This window comes from Micromonospora sp. HK10 (assembly GCF_000982955.1).
Lineage (GTDB): Bacteria > Actinomycetota > Actinomycetes > Mycobacteriales > Micromonosporaceae > Micromonospora.
The window spans coordinates 55,552-82,264 of the sequence record NZ_KQ058830.1 but is presented as its reverse complement, the minus strand read 5'-3'; the positions used below and the strand labels follow the sequence as shown (position 1 = coordinate 82,264).

At 72.7% G+C, this 26,713-nt stretch carries 20 protein-coding genes; 16 read left to right on the top strand and 4 right to left on the bottom strand.

The genetic code is table 11. From position 1 onward, the window contains the following. Window positions 1-99 precede the first annotated feature (99 nt). Window positions 100-1,146: a FecCD family ABC transporter permease gene (locus LQ51_RS17210; RefSeq protein ID WP_046566973.1), complete on the bottom strand. Its 1,047-nt coding sequence runs from the start codon at window positions 1,144-1,146 to the stop codon at window positions 100-102. A 124-nt stretch (window positions 1,147-1,270) separates the two neighbouring features. Here LQ51_RS17210 and LQ51_RS17205 point away from each other — a divergent pair, with 124 nt between their 5' ends. Both LQ51_RS17205 and LQ51_RS17200 read left to right on the top strand, forming a co-directional pair. Then, window positions 1,271-2,203: a MerR family transcriptional regulator gene (locus LQ51_RS17205; RefSeq protein ID WP_046567003.1), complete on the top strand. Its 933-nt coding sequence runs from the start codon at window positions 1,271-1,273 to the stop codon at window positions 2,201-2,203. A 36-nt stretch (window positions 2,204-2,239) separates the two neighbouring features. Next, window positions 2,240-2,599, top strand: a complete 360-nt coding sequence (locus LQ51_RS17200) for a YciI family protein (RefSeq protein WP_046566971.1) — start codon at window positions 2,240-2,242, stop codon at window positions 2,597-2,599. A 17-nt stretch (window positions 2,600-2,616) separates the two neighbouring features. On the opposite strand, the gene LQ51_RS17195 is transcribed toward LQ51_RS17200, so the two are convergent. After that, window positions 2,617-3,090 carry a cytidine deaminase family protein gene (locus LQ51_RS17195; RefSeq protein WP_046566969.1) on the bottom strand — a complete coding sequence of 158 codons (474 nt, stop codon included), beginning with the start codon at window positions 3,088-3,090 and terminating at the stop codon, window positions 2,617-2,619. Window positions 3,091-3,251: 161 nt separating this feature from the next. Between LQ51_RS17195 and hrpA the strand changes: the two genes are divergently transcribed. Beyond that, window positions 3,252-7,292 carry an ATP-dependent RNA helicase HrpA gene (hrpA, locus tag LQ51_RS17190; protein ID WP_046566968.1) on the top strand — a complete coding sequence of 1,347 codons (4,041 nt, stop codon included), beginning with the start codon at window positions 3,252-3,254 and terminating at the stop codon, window positions 7,290-7,292. A gap of 3 nt (window positions 7,293-7,295) precedes the next feature. Here hrpA and LQ51_RS17185 read toward each other — a convergent pair whose 3' ends face one another. Beyond that, entirely contained in the window at window positions 7,296-8,228 is a 933-nt protein-coding gene (locus tag LQ51_RS17185; RefSeq protein ID WP_046566967.1) for a LysR family transcriptional regulator, read from the bottom strand. A 29-nt stretch (window positions 8,229-8,257) separates the two neighbouring features. On the opposite strand from LQ51_RS17185, the gene LQ51_RS17180 reads away from it, so the two are divergent. From LQ51_RS17180 to LQ51_RS17155, 6 genes are all read left to right on the top strand, one after another. Further along, entirely contained in the window at window positions 8,258-8,989 is a 732-nt protein-coding gene (locus tag LQ51_RS17180) for a succinate dehydrogenase cytochrome b subunit (RefSeq protein WP_197087808.1), read from the top strand. 1 nt (window position 8,990) lies between these two features. After that, window positions 8,991-10,925: a fumarate reductase/succinate dehydrogenase flavoprotein subunit gene (locus LQ51_RS17175; protein WP_046566965.1), complete on the top strand. Its 1,935-nt coding sequence runs from the start codon at window positions 8,991-8,993 to the stop codon at window positions 10,923-10,925. Next, window positions 10,922-11,683, top strand: a complete 762-nt coding sequence (locus tag LQ51_RS17170) for a succinate dehydrogenase/fumarate reductase iron-sulfur subunit (RefSeq protein ID WP_046566964.1) — start codon at window positions 10,922-10,924, stop codon at window positions 11,681-11,683. Before LQ51_RS17175 ends, LQ51_RS17170 begins: the two co-directional genes overlap by 4 nt. A 558-nt stretch (window positions 11,684-12,241) precedes the next feature. Further along, complete coding sequence (locus LQ51_RS17165; RefSeq protein ID WP_046566962.1) at window positions 12,242-13,426, top strand: zinc-dependent alcohol dehydrogenase; 1,185 nt, start codon at window positions 12,242-12,244, stop codon at window positions 13,424-13,426. Further along, complete coding sequence (locus LQ51_RS17160; protein ID WP_046566960.1) at window positions 13,423-14,367, top strand: SDR family NAD(P)-dependent oxidoreductase; 945 nt, start codon at window positions 13,423-13,425, stop codon at window positions 14,365-14,367. Before LQ51_RS17165 ends, LQ51_RS17160 begins: the two co-directional genes overlap by 4 nt. Before the next feature lie 66 nt (window positions 14,368-14,433). Then, the gene (locus tag LQ51_RS17155; RefSeq protein ID WP_046566959.1) at window positions 14,434-15,582 is read left to right on the top strand and encodes an MBL fold metallo-hydrolase; all 1,149 of its coding nucleotides are present in this window, start codon (window positions 14,434-14,436) and stop codon (window positions 15,580-15,582) included. A gap of 14 nt (window positions 15,583-15,596) precedes the next feature. Here LQ51_RS17155 and LQ51_RS17150 read toward each other — a convergent pair whose 3' ends face one another. Continuing rightward, entirely contained in the window at window positions 15,597-17,108 is a 1,512-nt protein-coding gene (locus LQ51_RS17150; protein WP_046567000.1) for a deoxyguanosinetriphosphate triphosphohydrolase family protein, read from the bottom strand. Between the two features lie 154 nt (window positions 17,109-17,262). Here LQ51_RS17150 and LQ51_RS17145 point away from each other — a divergent pair, with 154 nt between their 5' ends. From LQ51_RS17145 to LQ51_RS17115, 7 genes are all read left to right on the top strand, one after another. After that, entirely contained in the window at window positions 17,263-19,731 is a 2,469-nt protein-coding gene (locus tag LQ51_RS17145) for a Tex family protein (RefSeq protein WP_046566958.1), read from the top strand. 151 nt (window positions 19,732-19,882) lie between these two features. Continuing rightward, the gene (locus tag LQ51_RS17140; protein ID WP_197087807.1) at window positions 19,883-20,317 is read left to right on the top strand and encodes a hypothetical protein; all 435 of its coding nucleotides are present in this window, start codon (window positions 19,883-19,885) and stop codon (window positions 20,315-20,317) included. A 558-nt stretch (window positions 20,318-20,875) separates the two neighbouring features. After that, the gene (locus LQ51_RS17135; protein ID WP_046566955.1) at window positions 20,876-22,792 is read left to right on the top strand and encodes a nucleoside-diphosphate sugar epimerase/dehydratase; all 1,917 of its coding nucleotides are present in this window, start codon (window positions 20,876-20,878) and stop codon (window positions 22,790-22,792) included. A gap of 258 nt (window positions 22,793-23,050) precedes the next feature. Beyond that, entirely contained in the window at window positions 23,051-24,184 is a 1,134-nt protein-coding gene (locus LQ51_RS17130) for a DegT/DnrJ/EryC1/StrS family aminotransferase (RefSeq protein ID WP_046566953.1), read from the top strand. Next, entirely contained in the window at window positions 24,181-25,233 is a 1,053-nt protein-coding gene (locus LQ51_RS17125; RefSeq protein ID WP_046566951.1) for a lipid II:glycine glycyltransferase FemX, read from the top strand. Before LQ51_RS17130 ends, LQ51_RS17125 begins: the two co-directional genes overlap by 4 nt. A 28-nt stretch (window positions 25,234-25,261) precedes the next feature. Then, window positions 25,262-25,906 carry a sugar transferase gene (locus LQ51_RS17120; protein WP_046566950.1) on the top strand — a complete coding sequence of 215 codons (645 nt, stop codon included), beginning with the start codon at window positions 25,262-25,264 and terminating at the stop codon, window positions 25,904-25,906. A gap of 215 nt (window positions 25,907-26,121) precedes the next feature. Beyond that, complete coding sequence (locus LQ51_RS17115) at window positions 26,122-26,697, top strand: GNAT family N-acetyltransferase (protein ID WP_197087806.1); 576 nt, start codon at window positions 26,122-26,124, stop codon at window positions 26,695-26,697. Window positions 26,698-26,713 lie beyond the last annotated feature (16 nt).

Sequence of the window (26,713 nt, the reverse complement as noted above, 5' to 3'; positions counted from 1 at the left end):
CCTGCCCGACCCGGCGACCGGGCCGGCGCGGCCCGCCCCGGGGCGCCGTCGCCCGATTGCCTCGGGCGGCACGCGCCCGCTCGCGGGGGCCGGCGGCGGTCACGCGGTCACCACCTTGGCGCGGCGGACCAGGAAGGCGAGCAGCGGCGCGCCGATCAGCGCGGTGATGATCCCGGCCGGGACCTCCCCCGGCGGGGCGACCAGCCGGCCGGCGATGTCGGCCGCGAGCAGCAGGGCCGGTCCGAGCAGCGCGGCGACCAGCAGGGTCCACCGGTGGTCCGCGCCGACCAGGGCACGGGCCAGGTGCGGCACGGCCAGCCCGACGAAGGCGATCGGCCCGGCGGCGGCCACCGCCGCGCCGGTGAGCAGCACGCCACCGAGGCCGGCGCCGAGGCGGACCAGCGCGGTCCGGTGGCCCAGCCCGGTGGCCACGTCGTCGCCGAGGGCGAGCGCGTCGAGCCCGCGGGCCACCAGGGCGGCCAGCAGGACCCCGGCGAGGACGAACGGGAGCACCTGGACGGCGACCCCGGTGTCCCGGCCGGTCAGCCCGCCGACCACCCAGAACCGGTACTCCTCGAAGGTGCGGGCGTCCATGGTGAGCAGCGCGTACACGACGGCGCCGAGGCTGGCGTCGAGGGCGGCGCCGATCAGCGCGAGGGTGACCGGGCTGGCCCCCTCGCGGGTGCGGTTGGCGACGGCGAAGACCAGCAGGCCGGCCAGCAGCGCCCCGGCCACGCCGAACCAGACGTACCCGGTGAGGGTGGTGACGCCGAACACGGCGATGGCCAGCACCACGCCGACGGACGCCCCGGCGCTCACGCCGAGGATGCGCGGTTCGGCGAGCGGGTTGCGGGTGACCGCCTGGAACAGCACTCCGGCCAGGGCGAGGGCCAGCCCGACCACCAGGCCCAGGGCGGTACGCGGCAGCCGCAGCTCGCGGACGATGGTGGTGGCGTCGCCGCCGTCCGGGGCGACCAGGGCGCCCCAGACCTGGCCGATGTCGAGCGGACGGCTGCCCAGCGCCAGGCTGGCGAGCAGCACGAGGAGGAGCACCAGCCCGGCCGTCAGGGCGACGGCGAGGCGGCGGCCGATACCTCGGCGGCTCGGCGTGCCGGCCCGCGCGGGCCGGACGGCGACGGTGGTCACGGGTCGGACGTCCCTCTCGAATTAGGTTCGCCTTACCTTATCCGAGCTGGTCAGGGTCGCCTAACCAGCGACCGTCGATCCCCGGGTTGCGCCTCCACCGAGGGGAGGCGCGAAGGTGGGCGGCATGAACGGTGAGACCCGCTACTCGATCGGTGACCTGGCCCGGCGGACCGGGCTGACCGTCAAGACCATCCGGTTCTACGCCGACCGGGGGATCGTGCCGCCGACCGGCCGCGACCCGAGCGGCCACCGGCGCTACGACGCGGCCGCCGCCGCCCGCCTCGACCTGGTGCGTACGCTGCGCGATCTGGGACTCGACCTGGCCACGATCCGCGCGGTGGTGGACCGGGAGGCGGACCTGCCCGAGGTCGCCGCGGCGCACGCCGACGCGCTGGCGGCGCAGATCCGGGTACTGCGGCTGCGGCGCGCGGTGCTCACCGTGCTGGCGCGGCGGGCGGCGACCCCGGAGCAGGCGGAACTCCTGCACCGGCTCGCCCGGCTCTCCGCCGAGGAGCGGCGGCGGCTGGTCGAGGAGTTCCTGGACGACACCCTCGGCGACCCGGCGGCCGACCCGGCGTTCGCCGGGATTCGGAACTCACTGACCCCCGAGCTGCCCGACGACCCCGAACCCGAGCAGGTCGAGGCGTGGCTGGAGCTGGCGGAGCTGACCCGCGACCCGGACTTCCGCGCCGGCCTGCGGCGGCTGGCGGAGCAGCACGCGGCCGACCGCGCCGGCCGTACGGGCGTCCACCGGGATGCCGTGGCGCTGGTCCGCGACGAGGCCGCACCGGCCCTGGCCGCGGGCGTCGACCCGGCCTCTCCGGCGGCCGATCCGGTCGTCGCCGCGGCCACCGCCCGGTACGCCCGGCTCTGCGGGCGGCCCGACGACGCCGACCTGCGGCGGCGGCTGCTGACCCGGCTGACCGCCGCGAACGACCCGCGCCGCGAGCGGTACCTGCACCTGCTCTGCGTGGTCAACGGCTGGTCGGTCGGCGAGAGCCTGGGCCCGGTGCTGGACTGGTCGATCCGCGCCCTGCGGGCCCGCACCGCCGGTTAGCCCTTGTGTGCCGGTTCGCGCCCCTACCCTGGCAGCATGCGATTCGACCAGCACACCGTGGTGCTCCTGGGTCGGCCGGACGATCCGCCCGAGCTGCCGCTGGACGCCGCCGACCGGATCCAGCAGGCGCACCTGGCCCACCAGGCCGGGCTCGTGGAGCAGGGCGCCGTCCTGGCCGCCGGCCCCTTCCTCGACGGCGACGACCCCCGGTTCACCGGCTTCGCCGTGCTCTCGGTGGACCCGCAGATGGCCCGTGAGCTCTACGCCAACGACCCGGCGGTGAGCGCCGGCCAGCTGGTTGCGCGGGTGCTGAGCTGGCAGGTGCCCGAGGGCGTGCTCCGGTTTGCGGAGGTGCCGGTGCCGACCGCCATGCTGGAGACCGCCTCCGGCGACTGACCGACGGCCGAGCGGGCTCAGTCCTCGGCGGCCTGCCGGCTGCCCGGCACCACCGGCATCGGCCACACCCCGGTACGCGGCGCCGCCGGCACCTCCACCTGGTGGTCGGACCAGACGTACGTCTCGGGCAGCAGGTCGGTCACCGGGACGGGGCGCAGCGCGTCCGGCGGCCCGACGATCACCTTGATCGACGGGAAGTAGTCGAGGAGCACCTGCCGGCACCGGCCGCACGGCGGGATGACGCCCCGACCCCGGTCGCCGACGGCGACGATCGCCTCCAGGTCGCCGGCGCCCGCCGTTGCCGCGGCGCCGATGGCGACCACCTCGGCGCACGGTCCGCCGGTGAAGTGGTAGACGTTCACCCCGCTGAAGACCCGCCCGTCGGTGGTGCGCGCGGCGGCCGCGACGGTGTGGTTGTCGCTGCGGCAGCGCAGCTTCGCGACGGCGGTGGCGGCCTGCACGAGCGCCCGGTCGATGTCCCGCATGCTCATCCCGTCCCCTCGTCGACCCCGGTCGGCCGAACTGTAGCCGGTCCGGCCCGCGACACCGCTCAACCGGGCCGGGCACGCCGCCCGTACGCCCGCATCCCGGGTCGGACCGCGCGGTAACCCACGGGCGGCGGGGCGGCCGGCTGCCTATCCTTGGCGACGACATGCAGAATCCAGCCGCACCCGCCGCCCCCGAGACCGCCCGCGACCTGCACCGCCGCCTCTCCCCGCTGATGTTCCGCGACCAGCGGCGGCTCCAGCGACGGCTGGACGGGGTGCGCAAGCTACGCGACCCGCAGCGCCGGGACGCGGCCCTGGCCGAGATCGCGGGCGAGGTGAGCCGGGCCGAGGCGCGGCTGGTGTCCCGGCGGGCCGCCGTCCCGGCCATCACCTACCCGCCGCAGCTGCCGGTCAGCGAGCGCAAGGACGACATCGCCGCCGCGATCCGCGACCACCAGGTGGTGATCGTCGCCGGCGAGACCGGTTCCGGCAAGACCACCCAGCTGCCCAAGATCTGCCTGGAGCTGGGGCGCGGCATCACCGGACTGATCGGGCACACCCAGCCCCGCCGGCTGGCCGCGCGGACGGTGGCCGACCGGATCGCCGAGGAGCTCGGCACCGAGCTGGGCGACGTGGTCGGCTACAAGGTGCGCTTCACCGACCAGGTGGGCGAGCACAGCCTGGTCAAGCTCATGACCGACGGCATCCTGCTGGCCGAGCTGCAGACCGACCGGATGCTGCGCCAGTACGACACGCTGATCATCGACGAGGCGCACGAGCGCAGCCTCAACATCGACTTCATCCTCGGCTACCTCAAGCAGCTCCTCCCCCGCCGGCCCGACCTGAAGGTGGTCATCACCTCGGCGACCATCGAGACCGACCGGTTCGCCAAGCACTTCGCCGATGCCGAGGGCAACCCGGCGCCGGTCGTCGAGGTGTCCGGCCGGACCTACCCGGTGGAGGTGCGCTACCGGCCGCTGGTCGAGGTCACCGGGGCCGACGAGGAGGACGAGGCCGACGAGGAGAACGTCCGGGACCAGATCCAGGCCATCGGCGACGCGGTCGAAGAGCTGGCCGCCGAAGGGCCGGGCGACATCCTGGTCTTCCTCAGCGGCGAGCGGGAGATCCGGGACACCGCCGACGCGCTGGGCAAGCTGGTGCAGTCCAAGCGGTCGCTGCTCGGCACCGAGATCCTGCCGCTGTACGCCCGGCTCTCCACCGCCGAGCAGCACCGGGTCTTCGCCGCGCACGCCAACCGCCGGGTGGTGCTCGCCACGAACGTGGCGGAGACCTCGCTGACCGTGCCCGGGATCAGGTACGTGGTGGACCCGGGCACCGCCCGCATCTCCCGCTACTCCAGCCGGCTCAAGGTGCAGCGGCTGCCCATCGAGCCGGTCTCCCAGGCGTCGGCCAACCAGCGCAAGGGGCGCTGCGGTCGTACCTCCGACGGCATCTGCATCCGCCTCTATGACGAGCAGGACTTCGAGAACCGCCCCGAGTTCACCGACCCGGAGATCCTGCGCACCAACCTGGCCTCGGTCATCCTCCAGATGACCTCGATCGGGCTCGGCGACATCGCCGCGTTCCCGTTCCTCGACCCGCCGGACCGGCGCAACATCACCGACGGCGTCAACCTGCTGCACGAGCTGGGCGCGCTCGACCCGGCCGAGAGCGACCCGGCGAAGCGGCTCACCCCGCTGGGCCGGCGGCTGGCGCAGCTCCCGGTCGACCCCCGGCTGGCCCGGATGGTCCTCGAGGGCGAGCGCAACGGCTGCGCCACCGAGGTGGTCGTGATCGCCGCCGCGCTCTCCATCCAGGACCCGCGCGAGCGCCCCGCCGACAAGCAGGCCCAGGCCGACCAGGCGCACGCCCGCTTCGCCGACAAGGAGTCCGACTTCGTCGCGTACCTCAACCTGTGGCGGTATCTGCGCGAGCAGCAGCGGGCGCTCTCCTCCAGCGCGTTCCGCCGGATGTGCAAGGCGGAATACCTGAACTACCTGCGGGTCCGCGAGTGGCAGGACATCGTCAGTCAGCTGCGCCAGGTGCTCCGTACCCCTGAGGCGGGCGACGGGCGGCGGGGCCGGCGCGGCGCGACCGACGCCGGCGGCGACGGCGGCCGGCGCGGTGCCGGCGCGGACCTGCCGGAGGAGATCGACACCCCGAAGGTGCACCAGTCGCTGCTGCCCGGGCTGCTGTCGCACCTGGGGCTCAAGGACGCCCAGAAGCACGAGTACCTGGGCGCGCGCGGCGCGAAGTTCGCGATCTTCCCCGGCTCGGCGCTGTTCAAGAAGCCGCCGCGCTGGGTGATGGCCGCCGAGCTGGTGGAGACCTCCCGCCTCTGGGGCCGGGTCGCCGGGCGGGTCGAGCCCGAATGGGTCGAACCGCTCGCCCAGCACCTGGTCAAGCGCAGCTACAGCGAGCCGCACTGGGAGAAGAAGCAGGCCGCGGTGATGGCCTACGAGAAGGTCACCCTGTACGGCATCCCGATCGTCACCTCCCGCAAGGTCAACTTCGGCCGGATCGACCCGGCGCTGAGCCGGGAACTGTTCATCCGGCACGCCCTGGTGGAGGGCGACTGGCAGACCCACCACCAGTTCTGGCGGGACAACCAGCGGCTGCTGACCGAGGTCGAGGAGCTGGAGAACCGGGCCCGGCGCCGGGACATCCTGGTCGACGACGAGACCATCTTCCAGTTCTACGACCAGCGGATCCCGGCCGACGTGGTCTCCGGCCGGCACTTCGACTCGTGGTGGAAGCAGACCCGCCGGGAGCGGCCGGAGCTGCTCACCTTCACCCGCGAGCTGCTGGTCAACGCCGGTCGGGGCGGGGTGGACGAGGCCGACTACCCGGACGAGTGGCGCGCCGAGGGGGTGACCCTGCCGCTGACGTACACCTTCGACCCGGGTACGCCGACCGACGGCGTCACCGTGGACATCCCGCTGCCGCTGCTCAACCAGGTGCCGGCGGAGAGCTTCGACTGGCAGGTGCCGGGGCTGCGCGAGGAACTGGTGATCGCGCTGATCCGGTCGCTGCCCAAGGCGATCCGGCGCAACTTCGTGCCGGTACCCGACTACGCCCGGGCGGCGCTCGCCCAGATCACCCCCGGCGAGGAGCCGCTACTCGACGCGCTCACCCGGCAGCTGCGCCGGATGACGGGGGTGACCGTCCCGCCGGACGCGTGGGACGTCGGCAAGCTGCCGCCCCACCTGCGGGTCACCTTCCGGGTGCTCGGCGAGGACGACAAGCCGGTCGCCGAGGGCAAGGACCTGCCCGCGCTGCAACGCGAGCTGCGCCAGGAGGTACGCCAGGTCGTCGCCGCCGCCGCACCGGACGTGGCCCGGACGGGCCTGCGTGACTGGAGCATCGACGTTCTTCCTCGCACCATCGAGCAGGTACGCGCCGGTTACGCGGTGACCGCGTACCCGGCCCTGGTGGACGAGGGCGCCACCGTCGGGGTGAAGGTCTTCGACTCCCCGGGCGAGCAGGAGGCGGCGCACTGGGCGGGCACCCGCCGACTGCTCCGGCTCACCGTGGCCTCCCCGGCGAAGTTCCTGCAGGGACGGCTGAGCAACGAGGCCAAGCTGGCGCTGAGCCGCAACCCGCACGGCGGGGTCCAGGCGTTGATCGAGGACGCCACCGGCGCGGCGATCGACAAGCTGATGGCCGAGGCGGGCGGCCCGGCCTGGGACGCCGAGGGCTTCGCCGCGCTGCGCGACCGGGTCCGCGCCGACCTGGTCGACACCGTGGTCGAGGTGATGAACCGGGTCCGGCAGGTGCTCGCCGCCGCGCACGCGGTGGAGCAGCGGCTCGGCGCGACGAGGAACCTGGCCGTGGTGGCCGCGCTGGCCGACATCCGCAACCAGCTCGGCGGCCTGGTGCACGCCGGCTTCGTCACCGAGGCCGGCTACGCCCGCCTGCCCGACCTGCTGCGCTACCTGACCGCGATCGAGCGCCGGCTGGACCGGCTGCCGGGCAACCCGCAGCGGGACAAGTCTCAGCAGGACCGGATCGCCGTGGTGCAGAAGGAGTACCAGGACCTGCTGGCCGCGCTGCCGCCCGCGAAGCGGCAGTCCGCGGCGGCCCGGCAGATCCGCTGGATGATCGAGGAGCTGCGGGTGAACGTCTTCGCCCAGGCGCTCGGCACCCCGTACCCGGTTTCCGAGCAGCGCATCTACCGGGCCATGGACGACGCCGAGGGGCGCTGAGGGTCAGAGCGGCTCGACGCCGGCGGGGAGCTGGTCGGTGGTGGTGGCGTCGTGGACGTACTCCAGCAGGATGCGGCGCAGCTCGCGGCCGGCGTGGGTGGGGACCACGTCGCGGCGGCGGGCCACCGCGATGGTCCGGCGGACGCCGGGCGGGACGAGTCGGGTGACCCGGATGCCGGCCCGGCGGGCCACCACGATGCCGGGGACCAGCGCCACGCCCAGTCCCGCCTCGACGAAGCTGAGCACGGCGTCCATCTCCCCGCCGTCCACCGACAGGGTCGGTTCGAAGCCGGCCGCCCGGCAGGCCTGCAGCGTGGCGTCGCGCAGGTCGTAGCCCTCCCGGAACATCACCAGGGGCTGATCGCGCAGGTCGGTGATGCGCAGTTCGCCGTCGCGCGCCCCGGGCAGCGGGTCGACCGAGGCGACCACGAGGCTCTCCCGCAGGATCGGGTCGGCGCGCAGCCCGGGGTCGGTGCCGGCGGACGGTTCGATGATCAGGGCCAGGTCGAGGTCGCCGCGGAGCAGGTCGCGGACCAGGTCCTGGGAGCCGCCCTCCTCCACCCGCAGGTCGACGGTGGGGTGGGCGTCGCGGAACCGGCGCAGCACCGGGGGCGCCAGCGAAGTGGCCAGGCTGGGCGTGGCGCCGAGCCGGACCCGGCCCCGGCGCAGGCCGACCAGTTCCTGCACCTCCCGGGTGGCGGTCTCCACGTCGGCGAGGATCCGCTTGGCCAGTGGGAGCAGCACCTCTCCCGCGGCGGTGAGGGTGATGTTGCCTCTTACCCGCTCGAAGAGCGGGGCCCCGAGGTCGGTCTCCAGGGCGTGAATTTGCTTACTCAACGATGGCTGGGTGATGCCCACCAGATCGGCAGCTTGGGTGAAATGTCGTACTTCTGCGACCGCGACGAAGTACCGGAGCTGATGGAGCTGCATCTCTATAGCTTATAGCTATCAAGACTGCGAAGTCGATGCATTGGACGCCTGATCGAACTGCTCCTAGCGTCGGTCAGGTGGTAATCACGAAAACTCGGTCGCCCATCCGCTCCAACGTCGGCCTCAAGGTCGTCATGGCGGTGACGGGCATCATCCTGGTGCTGTTCCTGGTCGCGCACATGCTCGGCAACCTCAAGATCTTCACGGGCGAGACCTCGTTCGACCACTACGCGCACTGGCTGCGCGAGATCGGCACGCCGCTGCTGCCGTCGACCTGGTACCTCTGGATCCAGCGCGCGGTCCTCACTGTGGCCGTGCTGGCGCACATCGCCTCGGCCACCGTGCTCGCCGTGCGGGCCCGGGCCGCCCGCCCGGTGGCGTACGCGCACCGCAGGAAGATCCACGTGAACTACGCGGCGCGCACCATGCGCTGGGGCGGCGTGATCATCCTGCTCTTCGTGATCTACCACATCCTGGACCTGACCAGCGGCCACCTGAACCCGCAGGGCGACCCGGCCAACCCGTACGGCAACGTGGTCGCCGACTTCGCGCCGGAACGCTGGTACGTCACGCTCTTCTACACCCTCGCCCTGGTGACCCTCGGTTTCCACCTGCGCCACGGCGCGTTCAGCGCGTTCCGCAGCCTCGGCCAGCAGACCCCGGCGGGCGAGCGCCGGGCCCGCGCCGCCGCACTGGTCTTCGCCGTCGTGCTCGTCGGCGGCTACCTGGTGGTCCCGTTCGCCGTACTCACCGGATTGGTGGCCTGACATGGATCTCTACACCGACGGCGACCCGATCGCCGACACCCGGGCCCCGGACGGCCCCATCGAGACCCGGTGGGAGCGCCACCGGTTCGAGATGAAGCTGGTCAACCCGGCCAACCGGCGGAAGCTCACGGTCATCGTGGTGGGCACCGGCCTGGCCGGCGGCTCCGCCGCCGCGACCCTCGCCGAGCAGGGCTACCAGGTCAAGTCCTACTGCTACCAGGACAGCCCGCGGCGGGCCCACTCGATCGCGGCGCAGGGCGGCATCAACGCCGCCAAGAACTACCGCAACGACGGCGACTCGGTGCACCGGCTCTTCTACGACACGGTCAAGGGCGGCGACTTCCGCTCCCGGGAGTCGAACGTGCACCGGCTGGCCGAGGTCTCGGTCAACATCATCGACCAGTGCGTGGCGCAGGGCGTCCCGTTCGCCCGCGAGTACGGCGGCCTGCTCGACACCCGCTCCTTCGGCGGCGCGCAGGTGCAGCGCACCTTCTACGCCCGGGGCCAGACGGGCCAGCAGTTGCTGCTCGGCGCGTACCAGGCGCTGGAGCGGCAGATCGGCCTGGGCAACGTGGAGATGAACGCCCGCCACGAGATGCTGGAACTGGTCGTCGTCGACGGCCGGGCCCGCGGCATCGTGGTGCGTGACCTGGTCACCGGTGAGATCAGCACCGAGATGGCCGACGCGGTCGTGCTCGCCTCCGGCGGCTACGGCAACGTCTTCTACCTCTCCACCAACGCCAAGGGCTGCAATGTCACCGCCTCCTGGCGGGCGCACCGCAAGGGCGCGTACTTCGCCAACCCCTGCTACACGCAGATCCACCCGACCTGCATCCCGGTCTCCGGCGACCATCAGTCGAAGCTGACCCTGATGAGCGAGTCGCTGCGCAACGACGGCCGGGTGTGGGTGCCCAAGGCCAAGGGCGACCAGCGCAGTCCCCGGGACATCCCGGAGGACGAGCGGGACTACTACCTGGAGCGGATCTACCCGTCCTTCGGCAACCTGGTGCCCCGGGACATCGCGTCGCGGGCCGCCAAGAACGTCTGCGACGAAGGGCGCGGCGTCGGCCCGGGCGGGCTCGGCGTCTACCTGGACTTCGCCGACGCGATCAACCGACTCGGCCGCAAGGCCATCGAGGCCAAGTACGGCAACCTCTTCGAGATGTACGAGCGGATCACCGGCGAGGACCCGTACGAGGTCCCGATGCGGATCTACCCCGCGGTGCACTACACGATGGGCGGCCTCTGGGTCGACTACGACCTCCAGTCGACCATCCCCGGCCTGTTCGTGATCGGGGAGGCCAACTTCTCCGACCACGGCGCCAACCGGCTCGGCGCCTCGGCTCTGATGCAGGGCCTCGCGGACGGCTACTTCGTGCTGCCCAACACCGTTGCCAACTACCTGGCGGGCGCCGGCGCGTTCGAGAAGATCGACGCCAGCCATCCGGAGGCGGTGGCGGCGCGGACGGCCGTCGAGCAGCGGATCCAGCAGCTGCTGGCGATCAACGGTGACCGGACGGTGGACTCGTTCCACCGCGAGCTGGGCCAGATCATGTGGGAGCACTGCGGCATGGAGCGCTCCGAGGCCGGGCTGCGCAAGGCGATCGACGAGATCCGGACGCTGCGCGACGAGTTCTGGCAGCGGGTCCGGGTCCTCGGCGACGGCGAGGGGCTCAACCAGTCGCTGGAGAAGGCCGGCCGGGTGGCCGACTTCTTCGAGCTGGCCGAGCTCATGTGCATCGACGCCCTGCACCGCGAGGAGTCCTGCGGCGGCCACTTCCGGGCCGAGCACCAGACCCCCGACGGCGAGGCGCAGCGCGACGACGACCGGTTCGCGTACGTGGCGGCCTGGGAGTACACCGGCGACCAGCCCGTGCTGCACAAGGAAGACCTGACCTTCGAATACGTCCACCCCACGCAGCGGAGCTACAAGTGAATCTGACCCTGCGCATCTGGCGCCAGCGGGGCCCTCAGGACAAGGGCCGGATGGTGACCTACCCAATCCAGGACGTCTCCCCGGACATGTCCTTCCTGGAGATGCTCGACGTGCTCAACGAGCGGCTGATCCTCTCCGGCGAGGAGCCGGTCGCGTTCGACCACGACTGCCGCGAGGGCATCTGCGGCATGTGCAGCCTCATGATCAACGGTGAGGCGCACGGCCCGCAGCGCGGCACCACCGCCTGCCAGCTGCACATGCGGCAGTTCTCCGACGGCGACACCATCGACATCGAGCCGTGGCGGGCCCGGGCCTTCCCGGTCGTCAAGGACCTGGTGGTCAACCGGAACGCCTTCGACAAGATCATCGCGGCCGGCGGGTACATCACCGCGCCGACCGGCAGCGCCCCCGAGGCGCACTCGGTCCCGGTGGCCAAGAACAACGCCGACGCCGCGTTCGAGTCGGCCGCCTGCATCGGCTGCGGCGCCTGCGTGGCCGCCTGCCCGAACGGCTCCGGCATGCTGTTCACCGCTGCCAAGATCACCCAGCTCTCGCTGCTGCCGCAGGGCCAGCCCGAGCGGTACACCCGGGTGATCGGCATGGTCGACGCGCACGACGAGGCCGGCTTCGGGGGCTGCACCAACATCGGCGAGTGCGCGGCGGCCTGCCCGAAGGGCATTCCGCTGAACACCATCGGCCGGCTCAACCGGGACTACCTCAAGGCGACCGCCAAGCGCGCCGGCACCCCGGGCTCCTGAGCCCCGCGGCGGGCCGCCCGCCGCCCGACCACCCGACCGCCGCGCCCCGCACCAGGGCGCGGCGGTCGCCCTTTCCCGAGGTAGGCGGGCAGCTTTCTCGGACACGCGGGCAGCGCCGGCCGGCCGATGCCTTCGGTCTCGCTACCGACTTGATGACGTGAGCGATTCGGCCATGCCTCGGGGCTCCCGACCTGACGACGCGAGCGCGACTCGGCCATGCCTCCGATCTCACTACCGACTTGATGACGTGAGCGATTCGGCCTCGCCAGGGCGGGGGGCGACCGGGGCGCCCCGGTTGAGTCGCCTGCGTCCTTGATGACGTGAGCGATTCGGCCTCGCCAGGGCGGCGACGAGCAGGCCTGCCCGGGTTGAGTCGCCTGCGTCATCAAGTCGGTAGCGTCGGAAAAGTCCTCTACCGGGTCGACCGTCCGAGCGACACCGTCGGGCAGGGACATGCGCACTCCGACCATGCGGCCAGCGGGCCGACCGCCCCCCGGTTCAAGCCCTTCCTCGCGGGTAGCAGTCCGATGGACGGCACCGGAGAGGGGACATACAGGCATGAAGGCACTGACCTGGCACGGCAAGCGGGACGTCCGCGTCGAGGACGTCCCGGACCCCCGGATCGAGGAGCCCACCGACGCGATCGTCCGGATCACCTCGACCGCCATCTGCGGCTCCGACCTGCACCTGTACGAGGTGCTCGGCCCCTACCTGAAGCCCGGCGACGTGCTCGGGCACGAACCGATGGGCATCGTCGAGGAGGTCGGCCCCGGGGTGACCCGGCTCAAGCCCGGCGACCGGGTGGTCATCCCGTTCAACATCTCCTGCGGGCACTGCTGGATGTGTGCGCGCCAGCTCTACGCCCAGTGCGAGACGACCCAGGTGACGAGCGAGGGCAAGGGCGCCTCCCTGTTCGGCTACACGTCGCTGTACGGATCGGTCCCCGGCGGGCAGGCCGAGTACCTGCGCGTCCCCCAGGCGCAGTTCGGCCCGATCAAGATCCCGGAGACCGGCCCGGACGAGCGCTGGCTCTACCTCTCCGACATCCTGCCCACCGCCTGGCAGGCGGTGAAGTACGCGGACACCCCGCCCGGCGGCACCCTCGCCGTGTTCGGTCTCGGCCCGGTCGGCCAGTTCTGCGCCCGCATCGGCCGGCACCTCGGCGCCGGCCGGGTGATCGGGCTCGACCTGGTCCCCGAGCGGCTGGAGATGGCCCGCCGGCACGGCATCGAGGTGCTCGACGTCAGCGAACTGGACGACGTGCCCGGCACGCTGATCGACCTGGTCGACGGGCGCGGGCCGGACGCCGTGATCGACGCGGTCGGCATGGAGGCGCACGGCGCGCCGCTGGGCAAGGTCGCCCAGACCGCCGCCGGGCTGCTTCCGGACAAGCTGGCCCAGACCATGACCGACAAGGTCGGCGTGGACCGGCTGGTCGTGCTGCACGCCGCGATCAAGGCGGTCCGGCGCGGCGGCACCGTCTCCGTCTCCGGGGTCTACGGCGGCGAACAGGACCCGATGCCGCTGATGGAGATGTTCGACCGGGGCATCCAGCTGCGCATGGGCCAGTGCCACGTGAAGCGCTGGGTCGACGAGATCGTGCCACTGCTCGCCGGCGGCGACGACCCGCTGGGCGTCGAGGACCTGCGGACCCACCGGCTGCCGCTGGCCCAGGCGCCGCAGGCGTACGAGATGTTCCAGAAGAAGCAGGACGGCTGCGTCAAGGTCGTGCTCGAACCGTGACCCGGACGGTGGTGCTCACGGGCGCGACCAGCGGGATCGGCCGGGCGGCGGCCCGGGAGTTCGCCGGCCGCGGGGACCGTCTGGTCCTCGCGGCCCGCTCCCCCGCCAGCCTGGCCGAGCTACGCGACGAGTGCCGGGCCGCCGGCGCCGACGTGCTGGTCGTACCCCTGGACATCACCTCGCCCGGCGCGGTGGCCGCGCTGGCCGGCGCGGCCGAGACGGAGTTCGGCCGGATCGACGCCTGGGTGCACACCGCCGCCGTGATGGCCTACGGCCGCTTCGACGAGACCCCCGCCGAGGTCTTCGACCAGGTGGTCCGCACCGACCTGCTGGCCGCAGCCGAGGTGGCCCGGGTGGCGCTGCGCCGTTTCCGGGCCGCCGGTGGCGGCACGCTCGTGCTCACCGGCTCGGTGCTGGGGCACATCACCGCGCCCTACATGAGCGGCTACATCGCGGCCAAGTGGGGTCTGCAGGGGCTGGCCCGGGCGCTGCAGCAGGAGGCCCGGGACACCCCCGGCGTGCGGATCTGCCTGGTCAACCCGGGCAGCGTCGACACGCCGATCTACCGGCGGGCGGGTAACTACCTGGGCCGGCCCGGCCGGCCCCCGCCGCCGGTCACCGCCCCGGAGCGGGTGGCCCGGGCCATCGCGCACTGCGTCGACCGGCCCCGCCGCGAGGTCTCCGTGGGCCGGCTCAACGTGGTCATGCGGTTCGGCTTCACCGTGCTGCCCGGCATCTACGACGTGCTGGTCGGGCCGCTGATGCGGCTCGCCGGGCTGTCCCGGCAGCCGGTCGCGCCGCACGACGGTGTCCTGTTCGCTCCGGACCCGGACAGCGCGGCGGTCCGCGGCGGCTGGCTGCCCGACCTGCCCCAGGTGGTCCGCTCGGTCGGCGGCGCGACGGCGGCGGTCGGCTCCGCGGTGCTGCGCCGGCTGCGCTGAGCGCGGAAGCGGAGCGGGTCCCGGGTGGCTACGGTGTACTGCGGGAGACGGCGGAGGGACAGGACCATGCGGGAACCAGCGGACCGGGAGATCGAGCGGGCCCTCGGCGGGCGGCTGTGGCGGATGGCCGGCCTGGCCGCGGTGACCGGCCTGGCCTGGGCGGCCCGGGACGTGCCCGCCCAGCTCGGCGGCCGGCTGGCCGGCGCCCGCGCGGAGCGGGCGGCCCGCTCGCCGCGCTTCCGCGACGGCACCTTCCACAATCCGGCGGGCACCCGGGCGACGGTCGCCGATCCCGGCCGCAACCTGCTCAAGGAGCTGCTCTTCGGCAAGCAGAAGCGCCGGCCCACCGCGGCGGTCCCGCTGCTGCGCCCCGACGAGCGACAGCTCAGCGGCGACGCCGCGCACACCGAACTCGCCGTCGTCTGGTACGGCCACGCCTCCACCCTGGTCGAGATCGAGGGGCACCGGGTGCTGCTGGACCCGGTGTGGAGCGACCGCTGCTCCCCCTCGGCGCTGGTCGGCCCGCGCCGCATCCATCAGCCGCCGGTCCGCCTGGCGGAGCTGCCCGAGCTCGACGCCATCGTCATCTCGCACGACCACTACGACCATCTCGACCTGGCGACCGTACGCGGGCTGCTCGCCCACCAGTCCGCGCCGTTCGTGGTGCCGCTCGGCGTCGGCGCCCACCTGGACCGGTGGGGCGTACCCGAGGAGCGGATCGTCGAACTGGACTGGGCGGAGAGCCACGAGCTGGGCGCGCTGACCCTCACCGCCACCCCCGCCCAGCACTTCTCCGGCCGGGGCCTGCGCCGCGACGGCACGCTCTGGAGTTCCTGGGTGATCGCCGGGGCGCACCGCAAGGTCTTCTACACCGGCGACTCCGGCTACTTCGACGGCTACGCCCAGATCGGCGCCGAGCACGGCCCGTTCGACGTCACGCTCATGCAGATCGGCGCGTACGACCGGGCCTGGCCGAGCATCCACATGTTCCCCGAGGAAGCCGTCACCGCCCACCTGGACCTGCGCGGCGGGCTGTTCATCCCGGTGCACTGGGCCACCTTCAACCTGGCCCTGCACGACTGGTCCGAGCCGGTGGACCGGCTCTGGGCCGAGGCGAAGGCGCGGGACATCCGGCTGGCGGTGCCGCGCCCGGGTGAGCGGGTGGTGGTGGACGACCCGCCGACGGTCGACGGCTGGTGGCAGGCGGTCGCCTGAGCACCGCCCGGCGGTCAGAGCACGAAGGCGTCCGTCCAGAGGGCGCCGGAGCGGCCGGAGAGCGCGTCCAGCATGGCCACCGCCTGACCGTCGGTGAGCTGCGCGACGAAGTCGACGATGGCCCGGCCCCGGGCCCGCCCGATCCGGTCCGGGGTGCGCGGGTGCAGCTCCGCCTCGGCCAGCTCGACCAGGTCGTGCAGGCGGCGGGGCAGCCGGGACTCCTCGTCCGGGTCCAGCAGCCACTCCCAGAGCGCCTCCACCAGGGTGCCGAGCAGCCGTGCCTGGCCGCGCTGGTGCAGGGCCAGGTCCGGGCGGGCCAGCACGAACCGGTGGTGGACGAACTTCAACACCTGCACCTCGTGCCACTGCGCCTTGGCCAGCAGCACGTAGCCGGAGCGGACGTCCGGGTCCGGGGTCACCGTGATCGCGTCGACGAAGCGGGTGGACCAGCGGGCGGAGAACCGGGCCACGTACTGCTCGGCCTCGATCGAGCCGTCGAAGGGCAGCGCCAGCAGCCCCTCCACCAGTTCCTCCCGGACGTGCTCGACGGCGGCGGCGAACGCCTCGTCGTCGGCGATCCAGCCGTCCTTGCGATGCAGTTGGCGGCGCAGCCGCTCGATCGCCGCCCCGGGCCGCCGGCCGGCCGCCTCCAGCGCCGAGGCGGTGATCGACCGCAGGTGCCCGTACTCGCGCTGCCAGGCCATCAGTTCGGCGGCCACCGCCCCCTGCTGGAGCACCCCCACCCGGTAGAAGTCCTCCACGTCGTGGATGGCGTACGCGATGTCGTCGGCGGTGTCCATCACCGACGCCTCCGGGGTCTGCTGCCAGTCCGGCATCCGACCGGCGAACGGCTCGCGGGCCTGCCGCAGGTCGTCCAGCTCGGTCCGGTACGCGCCGAACTTCACCGACCCGCTCTCCGGGTCGTCCGGCGGCGGCGCCGCGCCCCGGGGCGCCGGGTCGAGGTGCCGTGGATGCGGGTCCGGGTGGTCCAGCCGCGTCCACGGGTACTTCAGCATCGCCGCGCGGACGGCGGCGGTCAGGTCGAGCCCGGTGGTCGCCGCGCCACGGATCTCGGTGCTGGTCACGATCCGGTACGACTGGGCGTTGCCCTCGAAGCCGTCGGCCAGCCCGAGCCGCTGCCGGGCCAGCCGGTCCAGCACCCGCTCCCCCAGATGCCCGAACGGCGGGTGACCGAGGTCGTGGGCGAGCGCCGCGGCCTCCACCACGTCCGGGTCGCAACCGCCCAGCTTCTCCAGCAGGTCCCGGTGGACCGGGTCGGCGGTCAGCCGCTCGGCGATCGCCCGTGCCACCTGCGCCACCTTGAGGCTGTGGGTGAGCCGGTTGTGCACCAGCAGCCCCGAGCCACCCGGGCTGATCACCTGGGTGACGCCGTTGAGCCGGGCGAAGAACGGCGAGCCGACGATCCGGTCCCGATCGGCCCGGAACGGGCTGGCGGCCAGGTCGCCGAGCGCCCGGGCGCTGCCCCCGAAGAGCCGCCGGGCCCGCGGATCCGCAGCTTGTTCCATGATCGCCACGCTAGCGCAGCGCGCCACGGGTCGTGCTGCGCCTGCCCCCAGGCGGGACCGGGGTGGCCGGACCGGGCGGGCGGGTGCGGCGCGGCCGGCGATGGCCCGACCGGCACAATGACTGCCGAACCCACCCGAGAAGGCGGATCAGATCGTGACCCAGTCTGTGCACCAGCGGATCGCCGAGGAGCTCGGCGTCGCCGAACGGCAGGTGCGGGCGGCCGTGGAGCTGCTCGACGGCGGCGCCACCGTGCCGTTCATCGCCCGCTACCGCAAGGAGGCCACCGGCCTGCTCGACGACGCGCAACTGCGCACCCTGGAGGAGCGGCTGCGCTACCTGCGCGAACTCGACGAGCGGCGCGCCGCGGTGCTGGAGTCCATCCGCGGCCAGGGCAAGCTCGACGAGGCCCTGGAAGCGCAGATCATGGCCGCCGACTCGAAGTCGCGCCTGGAGGACATCTACCTGCCCTACAAGCCGAAGCGGCGGACCCGGGCGCAGATCGCCCGCGAGGCCGGGCTGGAGCCCCTGGCCGACACGCTGCTCGACGACCCGGCGCAGGAGCCCCGGGACATCGCCGCCGGCTTCGTCGACGCCGAAAAGGGGGTGGCCGACGCCGCCGCGGCGTTGGACGGCGCGCGGGCCATCCTCGTCGAGCGCTTCGCCGAGGACGCCGACCTGATCGGCACGCTCCGCGAGCAGATGTGGTCGCAGGGCCGGCTGGTCTCCCGGGTACGCGAGGGCCAGGAGACGGCCGGCGCCAAGTTCGCCGACTACTTCGACTTCGCCGAGCCGTTCGCCAAGCTCCCCTCGCACCGGATCCTCGCCATGTTCCGGGGCGAGAAGGAGGGCGTGCTCGACCTGACCATGGACCCGGAGGCCGACGGCGACTCCGACGCCGTGGTCACCGGCCCCACCCGGTACGAGGCGGCCATCGCCGGCCGGTTCGGGGTCAGCGACCGGGGCCGGCCCGCCGACCGGTGGCTCACCGACACGGTGCGCTGGGCCTGGCGTACCCGGATCCTCATCCACCTCGGCGCCGACCTGCGGATGCGGCTCTGGCAGGCGGCCGAGGAGGAGGCCGTCCGGGTCTTCGCCACCAACCTGCGCGACCTGCTGCTCGCCGCGCCGGCCGGCACCCGCCCGACCATGGGCCTGGACCCGGGCCTGCGCACCGGCGTGAAGGTGGCCGTGGTCGACGCCACCGGCAAGGTGGTGGCCACCGACACCATCTACCCGCACGAGCCGCGGCGGCAGTGGGACGCCTCGCTGGCCACCCTGGCCCGCCTGGCCGCCGCGCACGGCGTCGAGCTGATCGCGATCGGCAACGGCACCGCCAGCCGGGAGACCGACAAGCTCGCCGGTGACCTGATCAAGCGGCACCCGGAGCTGAAGCTGACCAAGGTGGTGGTCTCCGAGGCCGGCGCGTCGGTCTACTCCGCCTCCGCGTACGCCTCGCAGGAGCTGCCCGGGCTCGACGTGTCGCTGCGCGGCGCGGTCTCCATCGCGCGCCGCCTCCAGGACCCCCTCGCCGAGCTGGTGAAGATCGACCCGCGCTCGATCGGCGTCGGGCAGTACCAGCACGACCTGTCCGAGGTGAAGCTGTCCCGCTCGCTCGACGCGGTGGTCGAGGACTGCGTCAACGCGGTCGGGGTCGACGTCAACACCGCCTCGGCGCCGCTGCTCACCCGGGTCTCCGGCATCGGCGCCGGGCTGGCCGAGAACATCGTGCTGCACCGGGACGCCAACGGGCCGTTCCGCACCCGGGCCGAGCTGAAGAAGGTGCCCCGGCTCGGGCCGAAGGCGTTCGAGCAGTGCGCCGGCTTCCTGCGCATCCCCGGCGGCGACGACCCGCTCGACTCCTCCAGCGTGCACCCCGAGGCGTACCCGGTGGTCCGGCGGATCCTCGCCCACACCGGGCAGGACCTGCGCGCGCTGATCGGGAAGTCGGCCATCCTGCGCGGCCTGCGGGCCACCGAGTTCGTGGACGACACGTTCGGCCTGCCCACCGTCACCGACATCCTCGCCGAGCTGGAGAAGCCGGGCCGCGACCCGCGACCGGAGTTCCGGACGGCCACCTTCGTCGAGGGCGTCGAGAAGATCAGCGACCTGACGCCGGGGATGGTGCTGGAGGGCGTCGTCACCAACGTGGCCGCCTTCGGTGCGTTCGTCGACGTGGGCGTGCACCAGGACGGCCTGGTCCACGTCTCCGCCATGTCGCACACGTTCGTGAAGGACCCGCGCGACGTGGTGAAGTCCGGCGACGTGGTCCGGGTCCGGGTGCTCGACGTCGACGTGCCCCGCAAGCGGATCTCGCTGACGCTGCGGCTGGACGACGAGGCCCCGGGCGGCGACGGGCGCCGGGACCGCGGCGGCCAGGGCGGCGGATCACGCGGCGGCCGGGACGACCGGGGTGGTCAGCGCGGCGCCGGTCAGGGCGGCCGTGGCCAGGGGACCGGCGGCCCGCGCGGCGGCCAGGGCGCCACTGGTCAGGGCGGCGGCGCGCGTGGTGACCGGGGCGGCTCGCGGGGCGGGCCGCAGCAGCGGCAGGGGCGCGGCGGCGGGGCTCCGGCACCGGAGAACAGCGCCATGCTGGACGCGTTGCGCCGCGCCGGCCTGGCCTGAGCCGGGGTCCGGCCTCCGCCGCCCGCCGAGCCTGGCGGCGGAGGCCGGACGCCCCGGGAAGCGTCGACCGCCCTCGCTGCCCAGCGCATAGACCGTCGAGCCCGGGGCCAGCGTCCGACGCTGGGCGAGGCTGGCGCGTACCCTCGCGGGCGTGGGTGGGGACGACGGCCTCCAGTGGCGGGAGCGGCAGCGCCGCGCGGTGCGGGCGCACGCGGCGGCCGACGCCCGGCAGCGGGCCGCCGAGCAGGGGCAGGCCGCGGCGCTGGTGGCCCGGTTCGCGGCCGAGGCGCTGCGGCGCGGGCTGCACACCGAGCGGCTGATGGCCGCCGGTTACGACGGACGGGGCCGCTACCGGACCCGGATCACCGGGTGGTACGTGGACCGGGCGCGCAGCCGGGCGGTGGACACCGAGGGCCGCTTCTACCTGCTCGCCGTGCCGCCCAGCCTGCGGTCGCGGCTGTTCGGGGCGGAGGTCGAGCCCGCCCCGCCGCCGCTGGTGGTCGGGCGGGGCGGCCGGGACGGCGAGTCGGTTCCGCTGGCGACGCTGCTCGACCTGCGTCTCGAGGCGGGCGACGACTGGCGCTGACCCGGTCATCGGCGCCGCAGCAGGGTGACCTGCCCTAACCGGTGCCGCCCGGCTTTTCCATCGCCCGAACGGTCGTCGAGATCGCTACTTCCCGTCCGGTCGCTGCCGCGCCCGGCGCCGAATGCGGCATGGCCGTGTCCTCGACCTCCTGTCCGAGGTTGTTCCGACTGGTCTGGTGCGTACTACGTCGAATCGACTCCGGTGAGCTCAATGTCTGATAAAAACCTTTTGGAAGGTTTCGATCGTTTCTCCGTGGAGGGGTGGGACGTACCGCAGCCTGATCCGTTGCGCGACCACCACGAGTGACGGTCGGATCCGGCAGCGACGATCAGTGCGGGACAACTCAGCATTGATCGATTGACCTGGCTGCTCCTATCCGGCCGGCGGCAGTGCCCCGCGGTGCGTTCGCCGGCAGCCGCGGCAGCCGCCGGTCAGGCAGATCACCCTCACGGTCCTCGACGTCAGCCACCGCCACGCACCGGACAGCTCGTCATGCACATACAAGCGGTTCGTCTCCGGGGCCACAGGGACCGGGATGGACAGGGGACAGGAGCACACATGCCGCCGGAAACAGCGAGCAACGGACACACCGACCAGCGCGCCCGCCGGGCCAGGGCCCGCCGACGGGCGGCTGCGTTCCTCGCCACCGACGCGACGGCCTGGATCGGCGGATTCGTCGCCGCGGCGTGGACGCGGTTCGAGTTCCAGCTGCCGGCGGGCCAGCTCAGCAGGGCGGCCACCGCCGGCGTACTGGCCGCGGTGTTGTACGTCTCGGTGACCGCGGTACGTCGCCTCCACTCCGGACGGCATCCGCTCGGCAGCCTCCAGGAGGTCCGGGGCATCGCCGGCACCACTGTCACGGCGGCGGCGATCATGCTCCTCGGCCTGCAGCCCATCGCGGACCGGCCGGTGCCGGCGAGCACCCCCCTGGTCGGCGGTGCGCTGGCTCTGCTGTTCATGCTCGGTGCGCGGATCGCGTACCGGCATCGACGCGACCTCGCCATGCGGCCGGACGTCCGGTCGTCGACCCCGGTGCTGCTGTTCGGGATGGGAGACGCCGGCCAGGGGCTGGTGCGAGCGATGCTGAGCGACCCGCGCGGCCGGTATCTACCGGTGGGCGCCCTCGACGACGACCCCGACAAGCGCAACCTGCGAGTCGCCGGCGTCCGCGTGCTCGGCGGCCAGGCCGACATCGCTTCCGCGGTCCGACGCACGGGCGCGGCCACCGTGATCTTCTCGGTCGCCAACGCCGACGCGGCCCTGATCCGTCAGATCCGGGAGGCCACCCTGCAGACCGGCGCGGCGTTCAAGGTGCTGCCCCCGGTACGGGACCTGGTCGATCACCGGATCACCGTCACCGACGTCCGCGACGTGCGGATCAGCGACCTCCTCGGGCGCCGCCAGGTCGTCGGTGATCTTCCGCTGAGCACCAACAGCCTGACCGGACGGCGCATCCTGGTCACCGGCGCCGGCGGATCGATCGGCTCGGAGCTGTGCCGCCAGTTGATGCAGGCCGACCCCGGCGAGCTGATGATGCTGGACCGGGACGAGTCCGCCCTGCACGGCCTCCAGATGTCGCTCTCCGGGCGGGCCATGCTGGACGGTCCGGAGCTGATCCTCGCCGACCTGCGGGACGAAGAAGGCATCCGGCGGGTCATCCGGAACCGCCGCCCGGACATCATCTTCCACGCCGCGGCGCTCAAGCATCTGACGCTGCTTCAGCGCCACCCGGGCGAGGCCGTCATGACCAACGTCCTCGGCACGCTGTCGGTGCTGGAGGCCTGCCAGGACGTGGCCAAGTTCGTCAACATCTCCACCGACAAGGCCGCCGACCCGGTCAGCGTGCTCGGCTACACGAAGCGGATCACCGAGCGGCTGACCGCGCACGCCGCGTCCGCGATGCCCGGGACCTTTCTCAGCGTCCGGTTCGGCAACGTGCTGAGCAGTCGGGGATCGGTCGTGACGGCGTTCCAGCGGCAGATCGAGGCCGGGAAGCCGCTGACCGTGACCCACCCGGACGTGACCCGCTACCTGATGACGATCCAGGAGGCCGTCCAGCTCGTGTTGCAGGCCGCGGAGATCGGCCGGGACGGCGAGGCCCTGGTGCTGGACATGGGTGAGCCCGTCCGGATCGCCGACCTCGCCCGGCGGATGGCCGAGCAGGCCTCCAGCTCGGTACCGATCGTCTACACCGGGCTGCGCCCCGGTGAGAAGCTCCACGAGGACCTGTTCGGCACCGGGGAGACCGACCTTCGACCGCTGCACCCACTGATCTCCCATGTGTCGGTGCCGCCGCTGCACCCCATGGAGGTCGACGGCCTCGACCCGTACGAGGAACCGGAGAAGATCGTCTCGCGACTCGCCCTCCTCTGCGACGCGGCCGGCCCCTCCGGTGCCGCGACGGTGACGGCCAGCCAGCGTGCGGCCTCGGGCGTTCGCCCGGGTCCGCAGTTCGGTGTCGTCCCGCTCAGCTGAGGCCGCCCGGCGCCTTCGCACCGACCGCCAACCGAGTCGTCGGCCCACAGATCAGCCCCTGCGTCGGGCTGGCCTGGTGGCGCGAGGACTCGCCGGCCGCACCGGTCCTCCTCGCCGGTTGGCCGCCGAGCCGTGTCCCCCAGCCCGCCGCGGAGGTTGTTCATCAGGATCGGTCCTGTGCGGTTTGATGAGTTTCCTTCTATTGCCAGCCGATACACGCGTTTCGTCCCGAGTTGATCGACTACGTTGGTGGCATTCATGACGAGCGAGACCATCCACCTCTCCCCACCCGACGTCGGCTCCCTCGAGGAGCAGTACGTGCTGTCGGCGATCAGGTCGGGTTGGGTGGCGCCGCTCGGTCCGGAGGTCGACGCCTTCGAGTCGGACGTGGCCCGCCGGTTGGGCAGGGCGTACGCCGTGGCAACCAACTCCGGGACGGCCGCGCTGCACCTGGGACTTCTGACGCTCGGCGCCGGACCGGACCGGGTGGTGATCGTGCCGACGCTCACCTTCGCGGCGACCGCAAACGCGGTCGTCTACACCGGCGCCCGCCCCTTCTTCGTCGACTGCGACCCGTTGACGGGGAACATCGACGTCGGCCTGCTCCACGAGGTGCTCGCCCGGCTGCACCGTGAGGGTCGGCAGGTGGCCGCGGTGATCCCGGTGGACATGTTCGGCCGGTGCGCGGACTACGAGCGGCTCCTTCCCGTCTGTGCCGCGGCCGGCGTGCCCGTCCTGGAGGACGCGGCGGAGGCGCTCGGTGCGTCCCGGACGGGACAGGCGGCGGGCTCCTTCGGGCACGCCAGCGTCCTGTCCTTCAACGGCAACAAGATCATCACCACCTCGGGCGGGGGGATGCTCCTCACCGACGACGCCGCTCTGGCAACCCGGGTCCGCTACCTGGCGACCCAGGCCCGGCTGCCGGTGGCCCACTACGAGCACACCGACATCGGCTACAACTATCGGTTGAGCAACATCCTGGCGGCGATCGGCAGGGCGCAGCTACAGCGTCTCGATGCGATGATCGGCCGCCGGCGGGACCTGCGGGAGCTGTACGCCAAGAGCTTCGCGTCCGTACCGGGAGTCCGGCTGCTCGGCGAGGGCGATCCGGGTGACAACTTCTGGTTGACCGTCATCGTGGTCAACCCCCACGAGGCGGGATGGTCCGCCGGTGAGCTGGCCTGCTATCTGCGCGATCGGCACATCGAGACCCGGCCGGTCTGGATGCCGATGCACCTGCAACCGGTTCACGCCGGTGTCGAGGCCGCGGTAACCGGGGCCGCCGAGCGGCTCTTCGCTACCGGTCTGACCCTGCCCAGCGGCTCGGCGATGAACGAGGCCCAGCGGGCGCGCGTGGTGCACGCGATCGACAGCTTCCTGGCGAGCCGATGAGGGCGTTCGCGACGGGTGGCGCCAACGGTGACTCCGGCCTGCTCGACGCCGACTGCCCGGACGTGTACTTCACCTCGGCGTACGGCGCGGCGACAGCGGTGGTGGATTCCGGCACCTGGCAGGTCGTTCATGAACAGGACCGGTTGATCCTGCCCTACGTGTCGCGTCCGGCGAGCGAGATCGACGTGGACGCGGCCACCCCCTACGGATACGCCGGCGTCCACGTCGATGCCGGCTGCTCGACCGCCGACGTGGCCCGGTTCTGGAGCCGCACGGTCGAGCACTGGCGGCAGACCCGCACCGTCGCCGTTTTCCTGCGCTTCTCCCCACTGGATCCCGCGTCGGTGGACGCGGTCCGGGCACTCGGACAGGTGCAGCTGACCCGGCGGCAGGACACGATCACCGTCCGGGTCTCCGAGGGTCCCGACCGGGTGTGGGACGGCATGGAGGGGCGGTCCCGCACGGCGATCCGAAAGGCCCGCAATGCGGGACTGGACGCCACCATCCGACCGGCTGCTCCTGTTGACCTCGCCGCGGGTGCTCCGTTCCGCCGGCTGTACGAGTCGACAATGATCCGGCTGGAGAGCCAGCCCTGGTATCTGTTTCCCGACGTCTACTACCAGGCACTGGCCGACGGGCTGGGCAAGGCGCTGTACCTGGCGGAGGTTCGCGATACCGGCGGCGCCGTCGTGGCCTGCGCGCTCGTCCTTCGGCACCGGGACCGGGCCCACTATCACCTCGCCGGATCGGACCTGTCAGCCGGCCGGGTCGGCGCCAACAACCTTCTCGTCTGGACGATCCTCGCCTGGGCCGCGGAGCACGGATGCCACCTCGTCCACCTCGGTGGCGGCCTGCGACCCGACGACGGGCTGTTCCGGTTCAAACGCTCCTTCGGAGGCTTCCGGACCCAGTTCTGGACGGGGTCCGTCGTGGTCGATCCCGAGCGATACGCGGCACTGGTGGACGGGCGAGCACGCCAACTCGGCGTCTCCCCCCATGACCTGCTGTCAACCGGCTTCTTCCCGGCCTACCGAGCCACCACCCACTGAAGTCCACTGACCTGTGGAGTGCAACCGCATGGAGATCGCAAGAAACACCAGGGGCCGGCTCGCCAAGCGGATGCTGGACATCGCCGTCAGCGTCGTGCTGCTCGCCCTCTCCGCTCCCCTGCTGATGATCGTGGCGGCGCTGCTCCGCCTTCAGATCGGCGGGCCGACACTGTTTCGGCAGCACCGCACCGGCCAGGGGGGCCGGCAGTTCACCATCATCAAGCTCCGCACGATGACGGACGGCCGGGATGCCCGGGGCAACCTCCTTCCGGACGGTCAACGCTGCTCCGGGCTCGGCCTCCTGGTCCGCCGGGCGAGTATTGACGAGCTACCGCAACTGATCAACGTCCTGCGGGGTGACCTGAGTCTGGTCGGCCCCCGTCCGCTGCTACCGCGGTACGACCCCTGGTACACCGACCGGGAACGCCTCCGTTTCGCGGTGCCGCCGGGCATCACCGGACTGGCCCAGATCAACGGACGCAACGGTCTGGCCTGGAACGAACGCCTCGACCTCGACGTGCGATACGTGGAGCGCTGGTCGTTCGGCCTCGACCTGTGGATCCTCGCCCGCACCGTACACAAGGTGTTCGTCGGCAGTGACGTGGCGGCGGATCCCTCAGCCGTCATGCGCGATCTCGACGAGGAGCGGATGACGACGTGGGTGCGGGTGTGACGATCGCCGGCCCACGTCGGGCGGCAACCGCCGCCCGGGTGCGGTCGCTGGAGAATCCGACTGACTCCGATACCGCGGCAGTCGTCGCGCTGCTCCGCGAGGCGGTTCCCACCGCCTGCGCCGGTCTGGTGCCCTACCACGCCGCAGGATTCGGTTCCTACCTGACGGCGGCCCTGACGCCGCCGGTTCCGCGCCGAACGGTCTTCATCCGGTATGTGCGTGCCGGCCGCGACATCTGCGCGGTCGCGGACTGGCGGTTGCTCGGGACCTGCCTGTTCCTCAACGGAATCGCCGTGGCGACGCAGGAGAGGGGCCAACGGCACGGCAGCCGGCTGATCGAGGACGGCGAGCGGCTGGGTCGCCTCCTCGGCTGCGACACGCTCGCACTCGACGTCTCCACCAGCAACCCGGCTGCCCGCCGGCTGTACGAGCGACACGGGTTCGTCGAACACACCTACGCGGAATGGCTCCGCGTGCACCCGCAGGCAGCCGAGCAGGCCGAGGTACGCCTGCTGGACTGGCCGTCGTTCTCGGCCCACCACTCGGCGTACGGGTTCGGTGACGTCCGAGTCGTCCACCGGAACCGCGACCACGTCGTACGCGTGCTCGGCAGCGCGCTACGGGTGCCGGCGGACGAGGACGGTCCGGTGCTCGCCGCCGTCCTGTCGGTCAGCGTCGGCGCCGATCAGGCCTTCGCCGTCCAGCCAACCAGCGCGGGTAGCCCCTCGTCCGGCGCGTTCGTCCACTTCGCCCGGATGACCCGAACGCTGACGGCCGGTACCGCCGGTTGATGGAGGATGGGAGAAC